This window comes from Planococcus sp. APC 3900, from assembly GCF_030407735.1.
GTDB lineage: Bacteria > Bacillota > Bacilli > Bacillales_A > Planococcaceae > Planococcus > Planococcus notacanthi.
In genome coordinates, this window is sequence record NZ_JASDCT010000003.1 from 289,920 (window position 1) to 305,854 (window position 15,935).

The following is a 15,935-nucleotide window of genomic DNA, read 5'->3' on the forward strand; positions in this document are numbered from 1 at the left end:
ACCTTAAGAAAGTATAGTAGAGTTTATGGCTAATGTAAATAGATTAAGCTTAATTAACTTTATTGTGCCATTTTCTACAGGGGTTGCTTCCGCTTCTTGCCAAATGTCTTTCCTTGCTGGCATTAATGAAAAATAAGAAGCTGAAGACAAACCCTAAAATCGGGGTCATCTTCAGCTTCCGCCTTTTGCCTTCCTGCTTATAGAGGAGATTTCAAATCTTCGATGGAGCCTGGAGAAAAGATGCCTGCTTTGAACATTTCAATTTCAAAGGCATAAGGCGGCTTTTTGTTTTTGGCATCCAGTCCGACATACGGCGTCTCCAAGATTTTCGGCACGTGCATAAGGTCAGGATGATGGACAATGCCGTTTAGAGCATCAAAGCCGATTTCTCCAAAGCCGATGTTCTCGTGGCGGTCTTTGCCCGCTCCGCGAACGTTTTTGCTGTCGTTGATGTGCAGCACTTGAAGGCGGTCGATTCCGACAATGCGGTCGAATTCTTCAAGGACTCCATTGAAATCTTCTTTGATGTTATACCCCGCATCATGTGTATGGCAGGTATCGAAGCACACGGACAGGCGGTCATTATGTGTAACGCCATTGATGATCGCAGCGATTTCTTCAAAACTGCGGCCGCATTCCGTGCCTTTTCCAGCCATGGTTTCCAATGCGATATTGACCGGGTAATCCTGCGTCAAGACTTCATTTAAACCTTCAATGATTTTAGCGATCCCCGCATCCGCCCCGGCTCCGACATGGGCACCTGGATGCAAAACGATTTGTTTTGCGCCAAGAGCCGCTGTCCGTTCAATTTCCTTTTGAAGGAATTCAACACCGTGTGCGAATGTATCAGGTTTTTGGGTATTGCCTAAATTGATGATGTACGGTGCATGGACCACAATGTTCGTTAAATTATGGGCAGCCATATGGGCAAGCCCTGCATCGATATTCAGCTCTTCAATCGGTTTGCGGCGTGTATTTTGCGGCGCACCCGTATAGATCATGAATGTTGTCGCTCCGTAGGAAGCAGCTTCTTCGCTTGCTGCAAGCAGCATCTTTTTGCCGCTCATCGATACGTGAGATCCTAATAGCATGAAACTATCTCCTTACTTTTTACGATTTTTGCGTCGTTCCATTTTTTTGATTTCGTCCATTTTCCACTTCATTTTCTTCTTGTACATCGGTTTTACCGCTTTGGGTTTGTGGACCATCGTTTTCGCTTTCGCGTCCGCTTCGTTCGCCGTTCTGGTACGGGTCGTCCGGCTGTGGCGCTCTTTCAAATCGACGAATTCGCCTTTGACGATGTCTTTTTGCTGGAATGGAATGCCCATTTTTTCAATGCGCACGATTGCGTCGTCGTCTTCCGGCTTGAACAAGGTAATGGCTACGCCTTTCATTCCTGCACGGGCCGTACGGCCGACACGGTGGATGAAGAACTCCAGGTCTTCCGGCAGTTCATAGTTGATGACATGGCTGACGCCTTGGATGTCGATTCCGCGCGCTGCTAGATCTGTCGCTACGATGTATTGGTATTCAAGGTCACGGATCTGGCGCATCATTTTGACGCGTTCACGTGGAGCCAAGTCGCCATGGACACGGCCGACACGGATGCCTTCTCTTGCCAGCTGGTCAGCGACATAATCAGCATTCGTACGGGTATTGACGAAAATGATTGCCAAATACGGATTGATCACTTTCATGACATCCTGCAGGCGATCCATTTTCTTTTTGCTGCGGACTGGCACCAAGTAGAAGTCCAAGCCGTCAGCGGTCGGCAGTTTGTCGCCGATTTTCACGTGTACCGGTGATTCCATGTATTTTTTCAGGAACGGTTTTAACTTTTCAGGAATTGTTGCTGAAAAGACATACATTTCCAAGTCTTCCTGCATTTTGCCGGCTACTTGATCGATTTCTTCAATAAAGCCCATATCAAAAGCCAAATCGGCTTCATCCACAACCAGGATTTTGCCTGTGTGAACCAACAAGGCGTTTTCTTTAACCAGATCCTTTAAACGGCCCGGTGTTCCGATGACGATATGCGGCTGAGTCTTTAATTTGTTGATTGAACGTTGCTTGTCTGTTCCACCGATAAACGATTTCACTTCAATGCCTGATCCGACAACCAATTTCTGCAATTCATTGTAGATCTGCGTTCCAAGTTCACGCGTCGGTGCTGCAATTACCGCCTGCACTTCCTGTTTGCTGACGTCGATACGTTCTACGATCGGGATAATGAAACTATGCGTTTTGCCAGTCCCTGTATGGGATTGTCCAATTGCACTTGAGCCTTTCAATATATGGGGCATCATTTCCTTTTGGATCGGTGTCGGTTCTGTAAAACCGAGTTTTTCTACCGCTTCCAATAGGAAGGGTTTGAATGGATATTCGTTGAATTTTGTCATGGGATTAAATTCCCTCCTTACGCTCTAGCCATTATAGCATAAAATGGTGTCTTTACGCGATGCAACTTTTGTAAAGCTGCGCCGTCTCCGTTATAATGAATGTATGATTTTGAAAGGAGCGCGGTACTTGATGAAGGTTATGAAAATATCGCCAAGAGGATATTGCTACGGAGTGGTGGATGCCATGGTTATCGCTAAGAACGCTGCGATGGATGAAAGTTTGCCACGCCCCATTTATATACTAGGAATGATTGTCCACAACAAACACGTAACGGATGCGTTCGAAGAAGACGGCATCATTACATTGGACGGCAGCAACCGGCTTGAAATTCTGGAGAAAGTTGAAACCGGCACAGTCATTTTCACTGCGCACGGTGTTTCTCCACAAGTCCGTGAGTTAGCCAGACGGAAAGGTTTGGTGTCGATAGATGCTACGTGCCCTGACGTCACCGTGACGCACGATTTGATTCGTGAGAAGACAGCTGATGGTTACCAGATCGTCTATATCGGCAAGAGCGGACACCCGGAACCGGAAGGCGCAATCGGCGTCGCTCCGGATATGGTTCACCTGGTTGAAACCGTCGAAGACGTCAACCGCCTGGAGATCGACTCAGAGAAAATCATCGTCACCAACCAGACGACGATGAGCCAATGGGACGTTGTCGATATGATGGAACGCCTTAAAGAAAAATTCCCGCATTCAGAAGTCCATAAAGAAATCTGTCTGGCTACTCAGGTTCGGCAGGAAGCTGTTGCTCAGCAAGCAGGCGAAGCGGATCTATTGATCGTCATCGGCGACCCGATGAGCAATAACTCAAACCGTTTGGCGCAGGTATCACAGGACATCGCAGGCACTCCAGCCTACCGCATCTCTGACCTGTCTGAACTGAAATTGGAATGGCTTGAAGGTGTGGAAACTGTCGGCATTACAGCTGGAGCTTCTACACCGACACCGATCGTCAAAGAAGTCATGAAGTTCTTGGATCTTTATGACCCGGCAGACCCGAGCACACATGCACTGACACGCTCTGTACCGCTTAATAAGATTCTCCCTAAAATCAAGCACCCAAAACCTTCGGATCGCATTGAGCCGTATCCAGTAGGCGAATAAAACAGGGCTGCCCCAAAAGTCGTTTCCCGACTTTTGGGGCAGCTTTTTCTTTATATTTTATATTCATAAATTCTCCACTTTATAAATTCCTGTAGCTCTTGCGTTTTTTTCGCAGTGCTTAAACATAGGTTTACTTTTGATTGGCGAAATCTTAAATTTATACAGAAGCTCTTCTATCTAATAAGTTGTACTACTTGTTCTTTAGATGGTAAAGCAGAAATAGCCCCTTTTCCGGTAGTAGCGAGGGCTCCGCTCGCTTTTGCAAAAGCAAGGATTTCTTTATAATGCTCATTTACTATAGCTTCTAAATTGTCTTGGCTTGCATCCTTGTCCAGCAATTGGTATAAGAAACCGCCGATCATTCTCCAACTCCATGGAAATAAAAATTTTGTCTTCAGTATATACTTAAACCTTTCTAGGTTATTCATGATATCAAATTTCCTCCCACATAGCTCCCGGCTAGTATACTTTAATAATTTGCGCTATTATATCATAGGTTCTTTCATCTAATTGGCAAATAAGAAAACTAAAGACCTCGTTTATAGATGATGCATGATTTTGCGCGTTTTTTCTAATTAATAATATTAAGCTCGGTTTTTATCAAACAAATTTTTCCTTTTCATTAAAAAAGAGAAGAAACTTCATAGCCGACCATCGCCACAACCACTTCTAATCATTGAAAGGAAGTCTAGTATGACCTATTTTTATTTTATTGCTTCTGATATCGAGTTGACTGGAGAAGCTTATAAAGAATACGAACTATACTTTGAACAATCCAATGAACGAATAAAAGGCTTCGATTTTCCTGTTCAAATTGAAATTGATAATGGCATCCATACAAAAGAAGAAGCAGCGATTCTGTTGGAGTATATTTATAAAAAGGCAGAAAACCAGAAAAGGTGTACGATTCAAATTGCCAAGCTGATTAATTCGAATAGAGTGCCGTTCAAAGTTTTAGAGAAAAAACAATTATTCTTGCATAAGATAAAGTCTGCAGAAGAATTATTATTGCCGGAAGGCCACTTGCTTACGATCAAGAAAGTCCCGGTAGTTTACTAGAGAAAGTTGGAATATGCTGGACATCCCGCTTTTTCTTTCAGGCAGATCAACTTTGATGGCTAAAGCAAAAAGAAGAAGCCGGGGCTTCTTCTTTTTAAATAAACCGGAAAGGTTCTGTATTCGTTTGTGATGGCAGGAATTCACATTGCCACATCGGCTGCTGCTTTGCCATATGCTCCACGACGCCTTGAATCATCACTTTTTCCACATGATGGCCCGGATCGATGATGTTCAGCCCCATTGCCTGTGCATCCTGTGCTACATGGAAATACAGATCCCCTGTGACATAGACATCCGCTCCAGCGCGCTTGGCCTGTTGGATGTATTTATTGCCATCGCCTCCGAGCACGGCCACTTTTTTGATTGTGGCATTCGGATTCCCGACCATGCGCAGAGACGGAACATCCAACTGTTGCTTAGTCCAATCGGCAAATTCCTTTAATGTCATTGGCGTTTCCAACGATCCGACGCGCCCCAATCCCATCGCAATCTCTTTGTTCTCCAACGTAAAGACATCGTATGCGACTTCTTCGTACGGATGTGCCGCAATCATCGCTTTAATGACACGGTCTTTTTCTTGTTTGCGGACAACCACTTCCACTTTTGATTCTGCGGTCACTTCCATTTTCCCCGCTTCTCCGATATACGGATCCGCTTCTGCTGTTGGGCGGAAACGTCCTGTTCCGGACAAGGTGTAGCTGCAGTATTCATAATCGCCAATAGCGCCGGCTCCCGCTTTGCCGAACGCTTCCCGTACAGCCTCTTCATGGCTTTCCGGCACGAAGACTGCAATCTTCACCAATTCCGCTTCAAAAGTGGGCACCAGCACGCTCGTATTTTTTAATCCAAGTGCATCCGCTAATAAATCATTGACGCCTCCTTGTGCAACGTCCAGGTTGGTGTGTGCCGCGTAGACGGCAATATCGGATTTGATGAGTTTTTCCATTAGGCGCCCCTGCGGAAAATCCGTCTGCAGGTTTTTCAATGGACGGAAAATCGGCGGATGATGGGCAATGATCAACCCGGCACCTTTAGCAATCGCTTCGTCTACAACGTCGTCATTGACGTCCAAAGTTACCAGAACCTTTTCGATTTTTTTGTTTAAAGTTCCTACATGCAAACCGATCGGGTCGCCTTCCATCGCTAAATACTTGGGCGACCACTTTTCGAATTCTTCGATGATCTGCTGGCCATTAGGAATTTTCACGCTGCAGCACCTCTTCCACCAATTGTATTTTTTCAACCAATTCCTGTTTTTTCTCTATGATTTCCATAGTTTGGGCTGTTGATTCCATGGAAGCGACAATTTTTTTCCATTGATCGCTTTCACGTGTCCATTTTTCATGGAAAATCGCTGTTTTTTCCTCCAGCAATTTTGGTCCCATCAACAATTGCTGTTGCGTTAATGAAATAGGCGTCTGCTCTTTTTCAAGAACCAAAATTTCATAGATCTTTTCATTTTCTTTTAATATTTCTTCTTCGACAATAGACCAATTATTGGCGACAGCCCAGTCGCGGATGGACTTGGCATGGACGTTCGGCTGCAGAATCAACCGCTCCACTCCAGGCAGCCGGTCTTTGCCCTGTTCCAGGATCGAACAGATCAACGGACCGCCCATGCCTGCTATCGTGACAGCGGTTATGCCATCTTCAGGATGGACGGCATCAAGTCCACTGGCCAGCCGGACTTCAATCTGGCTGTTCAACCCCTCCTGCTGGACTTGTCTTTTGGCCGATTCAAAAGGGCCTCTGACCACTTCTCCCGCCACAGCTTTCCCGGCAATGCCATTCAAGACCAAGTAGCAGGGCAGGTAAGCGTGGTCACTGCCGATGTCAGCCACTACAGCGCCTTTTGGCACATGGTGGGCAACACGGGTCAGACGATGTGATAATTGTTGTGCATTCATTCAGATCCTCCTAATTTGACAGAAAAACCCTTAGCTCCAGAAGAACTAAGGGTTTTTTAGATGCTATTCGAGTGATAATACCCACTCAGCCATTGCTGCTACGTTCGCTTCTGGAACAAGCCCGCCTGGCATAGTGCCTTTACCGTTGATCAAGATATCTTCGATGTCTTCTTGAGCAAGTTCTGTACCAACTAATGATGGACCTACTCCGCCTTCATAGCTTGAACCGTGACAAGAAATACAGTTTGCTTGTGCGTGTGCTTCAGGATCGAAATCTCCAGCTGCTGCTTCTTCGCCGCCTTCAGCTGCTTCTTCACCGCCGCCTTCTTCTTCTGCTGCATGTTCTTCTGCGATTTCGGCTTCGTTGTTAACTCCTTGAATGGACATGAAGAAAATCAAACCAATACCGAACGCCATGATTAAGATATAAGGTACAATTGCATTTTTTTGCATCCGTTACCCCTCCCTCTACTAGTTCTGCTTTATGATATTATTCGTATCATTCATTATTGTACTGTATTATCCGCCAAACGAAAAGTCTTATCAGATAACTTTTCATTCTTTGTGACAAAAACGGTAATTTAATTTTTATTTCACGTGCAGACAGTGAAGTTTACCCAGATACTTTCCTGATAAAACATATTTCGCTGGCTTCTCATTACTAACGCATCGCGAACAATAAAAGCCCCGCGGGAAGCGGGACTTTTAAAAACTATTCAGCAGCCGATCTGGCGTGCAATAACCATGCGCTGAATTTCAGAAGTTCCCTCGCCGATTTCCAATAATTTCGCGTCACGCATATAGCGCTCCACTTCGTACTCTTTCATGTAGCCGTAGCCGCCGTGGATCTGAATCGCTTCATCGGCCACTTCCATGGAAATTTCAGAAGCATAAAGTTTCGCCATCGATGCCTCTTTAGTGAACGGGCGGCCTTGATCTTTCAACCAGGCTGCTTTATAGACCATATTGCGTGCCAGTTCGATCTTCATCGCCATGTCCGCCAACTTGAACTGCGTCACCTGAAACTCGGATAAAGGCTTTCCGAATTGCTTGCGTTCTTTGGAATAGGCTAGGGCTTTGTTAAATGCCGCCTGAGCGATCCCTACAGCCATTGCCGCAATGCCGATACGTCCGCCGTCGAGTGTCACCAGGAATTGTTTAAAGCCATCTCCACGCTTGCCTAACAGGTTTTCTTTAGGTACACGGACATTGTCGAGTACCAATTCTGTTGTGTTGGAGGAATGGAGACCCATCTTCTCGTAATTATCGATGATCGTAAAGCCTTCAGCGTCTGTCGGTACGATGATCGCACTGATTTCTTTCTTGCCGTCGTTCATGCCGGTGATGGCTGTAATCGCCAAATGCTTGGCATGGCTGGCATTCGTAATATAGACTTTTGATCCGTTGATGACCCAGTCATCGCCATCTTCAACAGCACGGGTTTCGGTGCCTCCTGCATCCGAACCGGCATTCGGTTCCGTCAATCCAAAAGCTCCGAACGATTCACCGGTGCAGATGGGTGTCAGGTATTTTTCTTTCTGTTCTTCCGTTCCGAACAAATTTAAAGGTGCACCGCCAAGTGAAATATGGGCAGAATACGTGATCCCAGTAGAAGCACAGGCACGGCTCAATTCTTCTGTTACAATTGCAAAACTGGTGGTATCCGCTCCAGCTCCACTGTATTTTTCGTCAAACGGCAAGCCCATCATCCCCATGTCGGACAGCTGTTTGAAGATTTCGGTCGGAAACGCCTTGGAACGATCACGGTCGATAGCCCCTGGTGCTACCACCTTATCGGCAAATTCCTTGATGGTCTTTTTGATCATCTGTTGTTCTTGTGTCAAATCGAAATCCATTTGTGTACATCCCCTTTGTCATGAATACGCTTACAACTTTCATTATATAGGGAAAATTAAGGCAAACTCAAGCTTTAACAGGAAATTAACCAGACTTCATCATAAAAAAGCCGCTTTCCGGGAAAAACGGAAGCGGCTCGAGCTATTATTCCTATTCAAGAAAATCTTTCAGTCGTTTGCTGCGGGAAGGATGGCGTAATTTGCGAAGAGCTTTTGCTTCGATTTGGCGAATCCGCTCACGCGTCACTCCAAATACCTTGCCCACTTCTTCGAGTGTCCGTGTACGGCCATCGTCTAAGCCGAAGCGAAGACGCAAGACATTTTCTTCACGGTCTGTCAACGTATCCAAAACATCTTCCAACTGCTCTTTCAACAATTCATAAGCAGCATGGTCAGATGGCGATTGTGCATCTGAATCCTCGATGAAGTCCCCCAAATGCGAATCATCTTCTTCACCGATCGGTGTTTCCAGTGAAACCGGTTCTTGTGCAATTTTAAGGATTTCACGCACTTTTTCAGGCAGCAAATCCATTTCCTCACCGATTTCTTCCGGTGAAGGCTCGCGGCCAAGATCCTGAAGCAATTGGCGTTGCACGCGGATCAGTTTATTGATGGTTTCAACCATGTGAACCGGGATACGGATTGTCCGTGCCTGGTCGGCAATGGCGCGCGTGATGGCCTGGCGAATCCACCAAGTGGCATACGTACTGAATTTAAACCCTTTCGAGTAATCGAACTTTTCAACAGCTTTGATCAAGCCCATATTCCCTTCCTGAATCAGATCCAGGAACAGCATACCGCGGCCGACATAACGTTTCGCAATACTGACAACTAAACGCAGGTTGGCTTCAGCCAGACGCTTTTTCGCTTCTTCGTCGCCTTGCTCAATCAATTTCGCCAGACGGACTTCTTCTTCTGCTTTCAGCAAATCCACACGCCCGATTTCTTTCAAGTACATGCGGACCGGGTCATTGATTTTGACGCCAGGCGGAACACTCAAATCATTCAAGTCGAATTTATCTTCGGTCGGCTTCATGAGACGGTCCAAATGCTCTTCGTCATCTGATTTGCGTTCCAATTCGATGCCGTGCCCTTCCAATTGGTCGATAAACTCTTCTACTGCATCGGATTCCATTTCGAAAACCGCTAATTTGTCGGCAATTTGCTCGTAATTGAGTTCTCCGGTTTTTTTACCTGTTTCAATCAGCTGTTTTTTCGCTTCTTCAACAGTTGCTTCCGGACCTTCAGTAGTCAATGGTACATTGCTTGCTTCAACTTCAGTTTGGCGTTCAGATTTCTCAGCCATGTGACTTCCTCCTTTAAAAAAACCGGAATTAACTTACAATGATTTCCGTAAAGCAATCACTTCTTGTGCAAGAAGCAAAGCGCGCTTTATGTCATGCTGTTTTTCCGCTTCTTTTGATTGCTGGATTTTTAGATTGATTTGCTGCTCGACCCGATGTTTTTGCAGATGCTTTAAACAATCGGAAATTTCTTCATCCGCGTGTTCCGGATCGCGTTCGGATAATGCCGTTTCCATAACCAGTTTGCGGAGCTCTGCATCTTGCAGCGTCTCCAGGAATTTATGGAAATCCGCTTTATCCCATTCCTCGTAGAAACCGAGCAATTGAACGTACAGCGCCTGGAATTCTTCACTGACAAATGGTATGCCGTTGTCTTCGAGCGCCAATTTATCCATGACTGCCGGATCTGCCAAGGCATGTGATAAGAGCATCCGTTCCGCCCGGTGCAATGAAGTGACACGTTTCGGTTCTTTTTTGACCGTCTTCACTGCCGGTGTTTCGGGGCGGTTCCGTTCGATGGTCTTGTTCTCCAATTTGCGGTAATGCTGTAGGATCGCTTCTTGTGATAATCCGGTTTCCTCTGATAATTGCTTTATATATAAATCCCGCTCTAAAGGCGAGGATCTACCGGCTAATAATTGCAGCACTTCTTGTATATATTGCAACAGGTCATTTTCGTATTGAAAATTCTTATGCCTGCGGGCGTGCATCATGGCAAAGGCAATAAATGCATGCGGCTTTCCGATAATCTGTTCCTTAAAGGCTTCTGCACCGTTTTCACGAACAAAATCATCGGGGTCCATCTTGCCTGGCAGGACTGCCACTTCCACTTTGAAATTATCTTCGTTGAGTGCGATGGCAGCTCGCTTAGCAGCTTCCCAACCCGCATCATCGCCGTCAAAGCAAATGACGACTTCCTGGGCAAAACGTTTCATCTGCCGGATGTGCTGGGAAGTGAGCGATGTACCCATGGTCGCTAAAGCATTATCAACCCCTGCTTTACCCGCTGCAATGACATCCATAAACCCTTCAAACAAAATGATTTTTCGGTTTTTGCGTATCGCTCCTCTTGCATGATGGACGTTATACAGTACTTGGCTTTTTTGGAATATCGGAGATTCCGGGCTGTTCATGTATTTGGCATCCTGCTTCGTATGCTCAAGAACCCTGCCTGAAAAGGCGATGACTTTGCCGCTTTCATTCATGATTGGAAACATGATCCGGCCGCGAAAACGATCGAAATAGCCACTGGACTGCTCGCGGGCGATCGCTAAACCGCTCGCTTCCAATTCTTCTTCGCTGAAACCCTTCCGCTTGAGTGCAGATGCCATGTAATTCCATTCAGGAAGCGACCAGCCGATTCTGTTCTTCTCGATGATTTCCCGCGTAAAGCCCCTGTCTTCCAAATAATCCAATGCCGCTTGGCCTTCTTCTGTATTGAGAAGGATATGGTGGTACATGTCCGCAGCAAACTCGTGCATCAAAATCAATTGGTGATCGCTTTTTGACTGCACCGGACCGGAATCGGCTGGAGCCTGTATATCGACCTCGATGCCTGCCCTGCTTCCAAGTCTTGACAAGGCATCCTGAAACGTTAGATTTTCAATATCCATGAGAAACGTGATGACGTTACCACCGGCTCCACAACCAAAACAATGAAAGATCTGTTTATCGGCGGTGACAGAAAAAGATGGTGTGCTTTCTCCATGGAAAGGACAAAGGCCGAACCAATTGCGGCCTCTTTTGGTTAGTTGTACGTACTCACCGACGATATCCACAATATCTGTGCTGGAACGGATTTTTTCAATCACTTCTTCAGGAACTCGACTGGACATTATTTTCACCATCTTTGTTTGCTTAACTTATTTAATTCGTGATGCAAAGACAAAATCCTTCATTTTTCGACAAAAAGATAAAGCTGACTATACTATCCATTAGTAAGCTTTAGCCACAATTCTTCATTATAAAACGTTTTTATTAAAAAATCCACACAAAAGAAAGAAAAACCGCCTGTGCAGGTGGTTTTCCTGAAATCATTTTTGAAGTTTACTTAAAATCAGGTTAGCCGTTTCTTCAACCGCCCGATTGGTAACATCAAGAATTTCACAGCCGATGCGATCCACCACATTGTGGAAATGGCCGATTTCTTCATGGATCCGGTCCAGTTTCGCGTAATTGGCGTCATCATTCAAACCCAGTGCAATCAACCGCTCTTTGCGGATGCTATTGAGTTTGTCCGGCGAGATGACCAATCCGAAGCATTTTTTAGGATCTACATGATACAACTCTTCAGGCGGATCGACTTCCGGAACCAACGGCACGTTCGCGACTTTCAAGCGTTTATGTGCCAGGTATTGTGATAATGGCGTCTTGGACGTTCTTGAAATTCCGACAAGGACGATATCGGCCATTAAAATACCGCGAGGATCCCGTCCATCGTCATACTTGACCGCAAATTCAATTGCTTCGACTTTTTTGAAATAATCATCGTCCAATTTTCGGACGAGCCCTGCTTCCTGCAGTGGCGGTGCATCCAGCTCTTTTTCCAATGCATCCAATAAAGGCCCCATCAGATCGACAGCTGTCACCGAAAATTTAGCTGTTTCAGTTTCCATGTAGTTGCGCAGTTCCTGAGAAACCAATGTATAGACGATAAAAGCCTTTTGGGCGACGGCTAGTTTGATGATTTCCTGAAGATGTTCGATGGAATCAATATAAGGAAAACGTTTCAGTACGGCATTTTGATCACTATTAAGGTATTGGCTTATAGCAGCTTTTGCGACCAGCTCCCCTGTCTCTCCGACCGAATCGGAGACGATGAACATGCGGAGTGAATTCATAGTTGGCACCTCACAGATCGTGGTTTTCCGATAACGATAAAAACGCACGAGTAATATTCGTTTTTGTCAATCTGCCGACGACTTTAAAGCCATCCGGCTGTTCTTCAACCACAGGCAAGGCATCAATTTGCTGATTGATTAGTCGATGTGCTGCCTGGATCAAAGATTCGTTTTTCGCGCAATACGTAATGTTCGGCATGCGCGTCATGATGATATGTACAGGAATACTTGTCAGGTTCTGGCTGCCGAGGCTTGCGCGCAGCAAATCTTTTCTCGACAATACGCCCGTCAGGTAGGATTGTTTGTCCACGACAAAAAGCGTACCCACGTCATCAAGAAACATCTGGCTGATGGCGTCGTAAACACTGACGTCTTCACGGACGACAACCGGAATCGATTGAAAATCCTTGACCTTCATGTTGTTCATCGTATCCGTGACATCCTGGCCCGGTTTTTTGCCCGAATAAAAATAGCCAACACGCGGACGGGCATCTAAGAAGCCTGCCATTGTCAGGATGGCTAAATCAGGTCGTAGCGTTGATCTTGTTAAGTTTAAGCGATCCGCTATCTGTTCGCCAGTAATCGGACCATTGCCTTTTACGATTTGCAATATTTCCTCTTGCCGTTTATTGAGTTCGATTGGACTCACCGCCTCAAAATATATATATGTTATACTCAATATCAATTATTATATACTAATTAACGTGATATTGCGAAGAAAACTTCGCCATGGTACAATATGAAAGAATTGAACACAGGCAATGACGGATAAATAAGTACTGTAACAAAAAGCGAGCAGGGAAAGTGAAAGCCTGCAACTACAGGAAAAGGCGATCCAGAGCTACTTTTTATTTTAAGCGGACTGCATTTTGCAGTCAATCGAGGTGGAACCGCGGGTCTTAACGTACTCGTCCTCGGACATGAAGATGTCCGAGGATGGGTGCGATTTTTTATTTTATGGAGGTTATTTTATGTCAATGGAAGAAGTAGTAGCATTAGCGAAACACAGAGGATTTGTATTCCCAGGCTCTGAAATTTATGGAGGCTTGGCGAACACATGGGATTACGGCCCACTTGGTGTTGAATTGAAAAACAACATCAAAAAAGCTTGGTGGAAAAAGTTCGTTCAGGAATCCCCGTATAACGTAGGATTGGACGCAGCCATCCTGATGAACCCGAAAACTTGGGTAGCTTCAGGGCACGTCGGCAACTTCAACGACCCGATGATCGATTGCAAAAGCTGTAAAACCCGCCACCGCGCAGATAAATTGATCGAAGACGCATTGGACGCCAAAGGCATCGAATTGATCGTCGACGGTTTGTCTTTTGACCGCATGGCCGAACTGATCCAGGAACACGAAGTGAAATGCCCGACATGCGGCAAACAAGATTTCACGGAAATCCGCCAGTTCAACCTGATGTTCAAAACGTTCCAAGGCGTTACCGAAGCTTCAACAAACGAAATCTTCCTGCGCCCGGAAACCGCACAAGGGATTTTCGTCAACTACAAGAACGTCCAGCGCTCGATGCGCAAAAAAATGCCTTTCGGGATTGCGCAGATCGGCAAGAGTTTCCGCAACGAAATCACTCCCGGCAACTTTACGTTCCGTACACGCGAGTTTGAACAGATGGAACTTGAATTCTTCTGCAAGCCTGGCGAAGATTTGGAATGGTACGCTTACTGGCGCGATTTCTGCAAAAAATGGCTTTTGGATTTGAACTTGACGGAAGAAAATATGCGTCTGCGCGAGCATGACCAGGACGAGCTTTCCCATTACTCGAATGCCACTGTCGATATCGAATACAAATTCCCATTCGGCTGGGGCGAGCTTTGGGGCATCGCAGACCGTACCGACTTTGACTTGAAGCGCCATATGGAACATTCAGGTGAAGATTTCAATTACATCGATGCCGCAACAAACGAGCGCTTCGTTCCTTATTGCATCGAGCCTTCTCTTGGTGCAGACCGTGTTACACTAGCATTCCTGGTGGACGCTTTCACTGAAGAAGAGCTTGAAAATGACGACAAACGCACTGTATTGCGCTTCCACCCGGCATTGGCTCCTTATAAAGCTGCTGTCCTGCCGTTATCGAAAAAATTGGCAGAAGGCGCAACTGGCGTATTCGCTGATTTGGCTAAGCACTTCATGGTCGATTACGACGAATCGCAATCCATCGGCAAACGCTACCGCCGCCAGGATGAAATCGGTACGCCGTTCTGCATCACTTATGATTTTGACTCTGTCGAAGACGGCCAAGTAACAGTGCGCCACCGCGATTCCATGGAACAAACACGCATGCCGATCGCTGAAGTGCAGGCTTATGTCGAGAAGCATATTCAGTTCTAATCTTTCAACATGATATTCCGCAAAACAACTCCGCTTTCCTACGGGCTTGCGCTGAACTAACTCGGGCTATTGCCCGATTGGATTTCTCTTAGGTCGCTGCGCTGTTCCCGCGGGAGTCTCCGTTGTTTTGCTCCATATCATTAAAAAAAATTGGATTATCCATTAAATCATTAGCTATCGGAATAAAATTTAATCTGATAACCTTCATGACTTTGAATAGAAAGAGCGAAAGGTAATGAAGGGCAAAATATGCTGTTTCGTTCACCTGGAAATTTTTTCTATTTCTTTTCAACTAAAAGCAAAACAAAAAGAGTTGCCGAAAGACTATTCGTCTTTTGGCAACTCTTCTTTTTTCGGTAAAAATTCAGGCGTCCGCTCCAACTGCTCGAGAAACTTCCTGGACTTTAAGCGGATTCCCGCCTTTTCTTCGTAAATGGTGCGAACGATTTGTTTGAGCAGGCTCTTGGATTCTTTTTTTAAGGTCAAGGAGCCTACCCGTTCAATCGGCACAAAATAGAAGGTACGGATCAATTTCACCAAAGCCGGGCTCAAACGGATGATGTAGCGGTCGATGTGGAAGCAGCGATGGCAGAGAAAGCCCAATTCCTGAAATGAAAATGCGAATTCCCCTTCGGTTGCCCCGCAGTTTGCACATTGATGCAGCGTCGGCGTTAAGCCGGCCTGCTGCAGCATCTTCCATTCCACAAACAATGTGATGGCTTCTGGATCATAGCCTTCATCGATGGCGTGAAGCGCCTGATAAAGCATGTCAAAAATGACAGGTTGCGGCTCGTCCTGTTCCGTCAGCCGGTCAATCAGTTCAGTCACATAGCTGGCATATGCCGTCGACATGATGTCTTCCCGTATATGCCGCAGCGATTCCAACGGATCTCCCGCCTGCAGCGTACCCATGCCTCTTCCTTTGTAGATGGAAAATGTGCCATGAGTAAAAACCTGGGTAATTGCAGCCAACCGGCTCGCCGGTTTTTTCGCACCTCTCGCCATGCAGGTGATTTTCCCCGCTTCTTTAGTAAACAAAGTGACGATTTTATTCGTTTCGCCGTAAGGCATCGTACGAATGACAATTCCCTCTACTTGACTTTGCATGGGA

The 15,935-nt window shown here is 45.9% G+C and carries 15 protein-coding genes; 3 read left to right on the forward strand and 12 right to left on the reverse strand.

Translation table 11 applies throughout. The features are described from left to right. Nucleotides 1-197: 197 nt before the first annotated feature. Nucleotides 198-1,091, reverse strand: coding sequence for a deoxyribonuclease IV (locus QMA04_RS08290; RefSeq protein WP_191715879.1), 894 nt, complete (start codon nt 1,089-1,091; stop codon nt 198-200). Between the two features lie 12 nt (nt 1,092-1,103). Continuing rightward, complete coding sequence (locus tag QMA04_RS08295) at nt 1,104-2,399, reverse strand: DEAD/DEAH box helicase (protein WP_191715880.1); 1,296 nt, start codon at nt 2,397-2,399, stop codon at nt 1,104-1,106. A gap of 130 nt (nt 2,400-2,529) precedes the next feature. Between QMA04_RS08295 and QMA04_RS08300 the strand changes: the two genes are divergently transcribed. Continuing rightward, the gene (locus tag QMA04_RS08300; RefSeq protein WP_191715881.1) at nt 2,530-3,510 is read left to right on the forward strand and encodes a 4-hydroxy-3-methylbut-2-enyl diphosphate reductase; all 981 of its coding nucleotides are present in this window, start codon (nt 2,530-2,532) and stop codon (nt 3,508-3,510) included. Between the two features lie 173 nt (nt 3,511-3,683). On the opposite strand, the gene QMA04_RS08305 is transcribed toward QMA04_RS08300, so the two are convergent. Next, entirely contained in the window at nt 3,684-3,938 is a 255-nt protein-coding gene (locus QMA04_RS08305) for a hypothetical protein (protein WP_290185057.1), read from the reverse strand. A 265-nt stretch (nt 3,939-4,203) separates the two neighbouring features. Here QMA04_RS08305 and QMA04_RS08310 point away from each other — a divergent pair, with 265 nt between their 5' ends. Next, nucleotides 4,204-4,569: a hypothetical protein gene (locus tag QMA04_RS08310; protein ID WP_290185058.1), complete on the forward strand. Its 366-nt coding sequence runs from the start codon at nt 4,204-4,206 to the stop codon at nt 4,567-4,569. Nucleotides 4,570-4,663: 94 nt separating this feature from the next. Here the strand turns inward: QMA04_RS08310 and QMA04_RS08315 are convergent, their stop codons facing one another. The 8 genes from QMA04_RS08315 to ccpN form a co-directional block, all read right to left on the reverse strand. After that, nucleotides 4,664-5,776, reverse strand: coding sequence for a Nif3-like dinuclear metal center hexameric protein (locus tag QMA04_RS08315; protein ID WP_290185060.1), 1,113 nt, complete (start codon nt 5,774-5,776; stop codon nt 4,664-4,666). Continuing rightward, nucleotides 5,763-6,476 carry a tRNA (adenine(22)-N(1))-methyltransferase gene (locus QMA04_RS08320; RefSeq protein WP_290185062.1) on the reverse strand — a complete coding sequence of 238 codons (714 nt, stop codon included), beginning with the start codon at nt 6,474-6,476 and terminating at the stop codon, nt 5,763-5,765. Before QMA04_RS08320 ends, QMA04_RS08315 begins: the two co-directional genes overlap by 14 nt. A gap of 63 nt (nt 6,477-6,539) precedes the next feature. Continuing rightward, a complete protein-coding gene (cccA, locus tag QMA04_RS08325; protein WP_290185064.1) occupies nt 6,540-6,929 on the reverse strand; it encodes a cytochrome c550 in 390 nt (129 codons plus the stop codon). A gap of 263 nt (nt 6,930-7,192) precedes the next feature. Beyond that, nucleotides 7,193-8,332, reverse strand: a complete 1,140-nt coding sequence (locus QMA04_RS08330; protein ID WP_290185066.1) for an acyl-CoA dehydrogenase — start codon at nt 8,330-8,332, stop codon at nt 7,193-7,195. 151 nt (nt 8,333-8,483) lie between these two features. Beyond that, nucleotides 8,484-9,638 carry an RNA polymerase sigma factor RpoD gene (gene rpoD, locus QMA04_RS08335; RefSeq protein WP_142827801.1) on the reverse strand — a complete coding sequence of 385 codons (1,155 nt, stop codon included), beginning with the start codon at nt 9,636-9,638 and terminating at the stop codon, nt 8,484-8,486. A 33-nt stretch (nt 9,639-9,671) separates the two neighbouring features. Further along, a complete protein-coding gene (gene dnaG, locus QMA04_RS08340) occupies nt 9,672-11,471 on the reverse strand; it encodes a DNA primase (RefSeq protein WP_290185068.1) in 1,800 nt (599 codons plus the stop codon). 198 nt (nt 11,472-11,669) lie between these two features. Further along, nucleotides 11,670-12,476 (reverse strand): pyruvate, water dikinase regulatory protein, encoded by an 807-nt coding sequence (locus QMA04_RS08345; protein WP_191715888.1) that lies wholly within the window; start codon nt 12,474-12,476, stop codon nt 11,670-11,672. 10 nt (nt 12,477-12,486) lie between these two features. Next, entirely contained in the window at nt 12,487-13,125 is a 639-nt protein-coding gene (gene ccpN, locus QMA04_RS08350; protein ID WP_191715889.1) for a transcriptional regulator CcpN, read from the reverse strand. Nucleotides 13,126-13,447: 322 nt separating this feature from the next. Here ccpN and QMA04_RS08355 point away from each other — a divergent pair, with 322 nt between their 5' ends. After that, entirely contained in the window at nt 13,448-14,824 is a 1,377-nt protein-coding gene (locus tag QMA04_RS08355; protein ID WP_191715890.1) for a glycine--tRNA ligase, read from the forward strand. A 324-nt stretch (nt 14,825-15,148) separates the two neighbouring features. On the opposite strand, the gene recO is transcribed toward QMA04_RS08355, so the two are convergent. After that, complete coding sequence (gene recO / locus QMA04_RS08360; RefSeq protein ID WP_191715891.1) at nt 15,149-15,931, reverse strand: DNA repair protein RecO; 783 nt, start codon at nt 15,929-15,931, stop codon at nt 15,149-15,151. Nucleotides 15,932-15,935: the final 4 nt, after the last annotated feature.

Bases quoted from the DNA above. Each gene is read 5' to 3' on its own strand.
- QMA04_RS08290 (WP_191715879.1), bottom strand. From the start codon at position 1,091: ATGCTATTAGGATCTCACGTATCGATGAGCGGCAAAAAGATGCTGCTT.
- QMA04_RS08295 (WP_191715880.1), bottom strand. From the start codon at position 2,399: ATGACAAAATTCAACGAATATCCATTCAAACCCTTCCTATTGGAAGCG.
- QMA04_RS08300 (WP_191715881.1), top strand. From the start codon at position 2,530: ATGAAGGTTATGAAAATATCGCCAAGAGGATATTGCTACGGAGTGGTG.
- QMA04_RS08305 (WP_290185057.1), bottom strand. From the start codon at position 3,938: ATGAATAACCTAGAAAGGTTTAAGTATATACTGAAGACAAAATTTTTA.
- QMA04_RS08310 (WP_290185058.1), top strand. From the start codon at position 4,204: ATGACCTATTTTTATTTTATTGCTTCTGATATCGAGTTGACTGGAGAA.
- QMA04_RS08320 (WP_290185062.1), bottom strand. From the start codon at position 6,476: ATGAATGCACAACAATTATCACATCGTCTGACCCGTGTTGCCCACCAT.
- cccA (WP_290185064.1), bottom strand. From the start codon at position 6,929: ATGCAAAAAAATGCAATTGTACCTTATATCTTAATCATGGCGTTCGGT.
- QMA04_RS08330 (WP_290185066.1), bottom strand. From the start codon at position 8,332: ATGGATTTCGATTTGACACAAGAACAACAGATGATCAAAAAGACCATC.
- rpoD (WP_142827801.1), bottom strand. From the start codon at position 9,638: ATGGCTGAGAAATCTGAACGCCAAACTGAAGTTGAAGCAAGCAATGTA.
- dnaG (WP_290185068.1), bottom strand. From the start codon at position 11,471: ATGTCCAGTCGAGTTCCTGAAGAAGTGATTGAAAAAATCCGTTCCAGC.
- QMA04_RS08345 (WP_191715888.1), bottom strand. From the start codon at position 12,476: ATGAATTCACTCCGCATGTTCATCGTCTCCGATTCGGTCGGAGAGACA.
- QMA04_RS08355 (WP_191715890.1), top strand. From the start codon at position 13,448: ATGTCAATGGAAGAAGTAGTAGCATTAGCGAAACACAGAGGATTTGTA.
- recO (WP_191715891.1), bottom strand. From the start codon at position 15,931: ATGCAAAGTCAAGTAGAGGGAATTGTCATTCGTACGATGCCTTACGGC.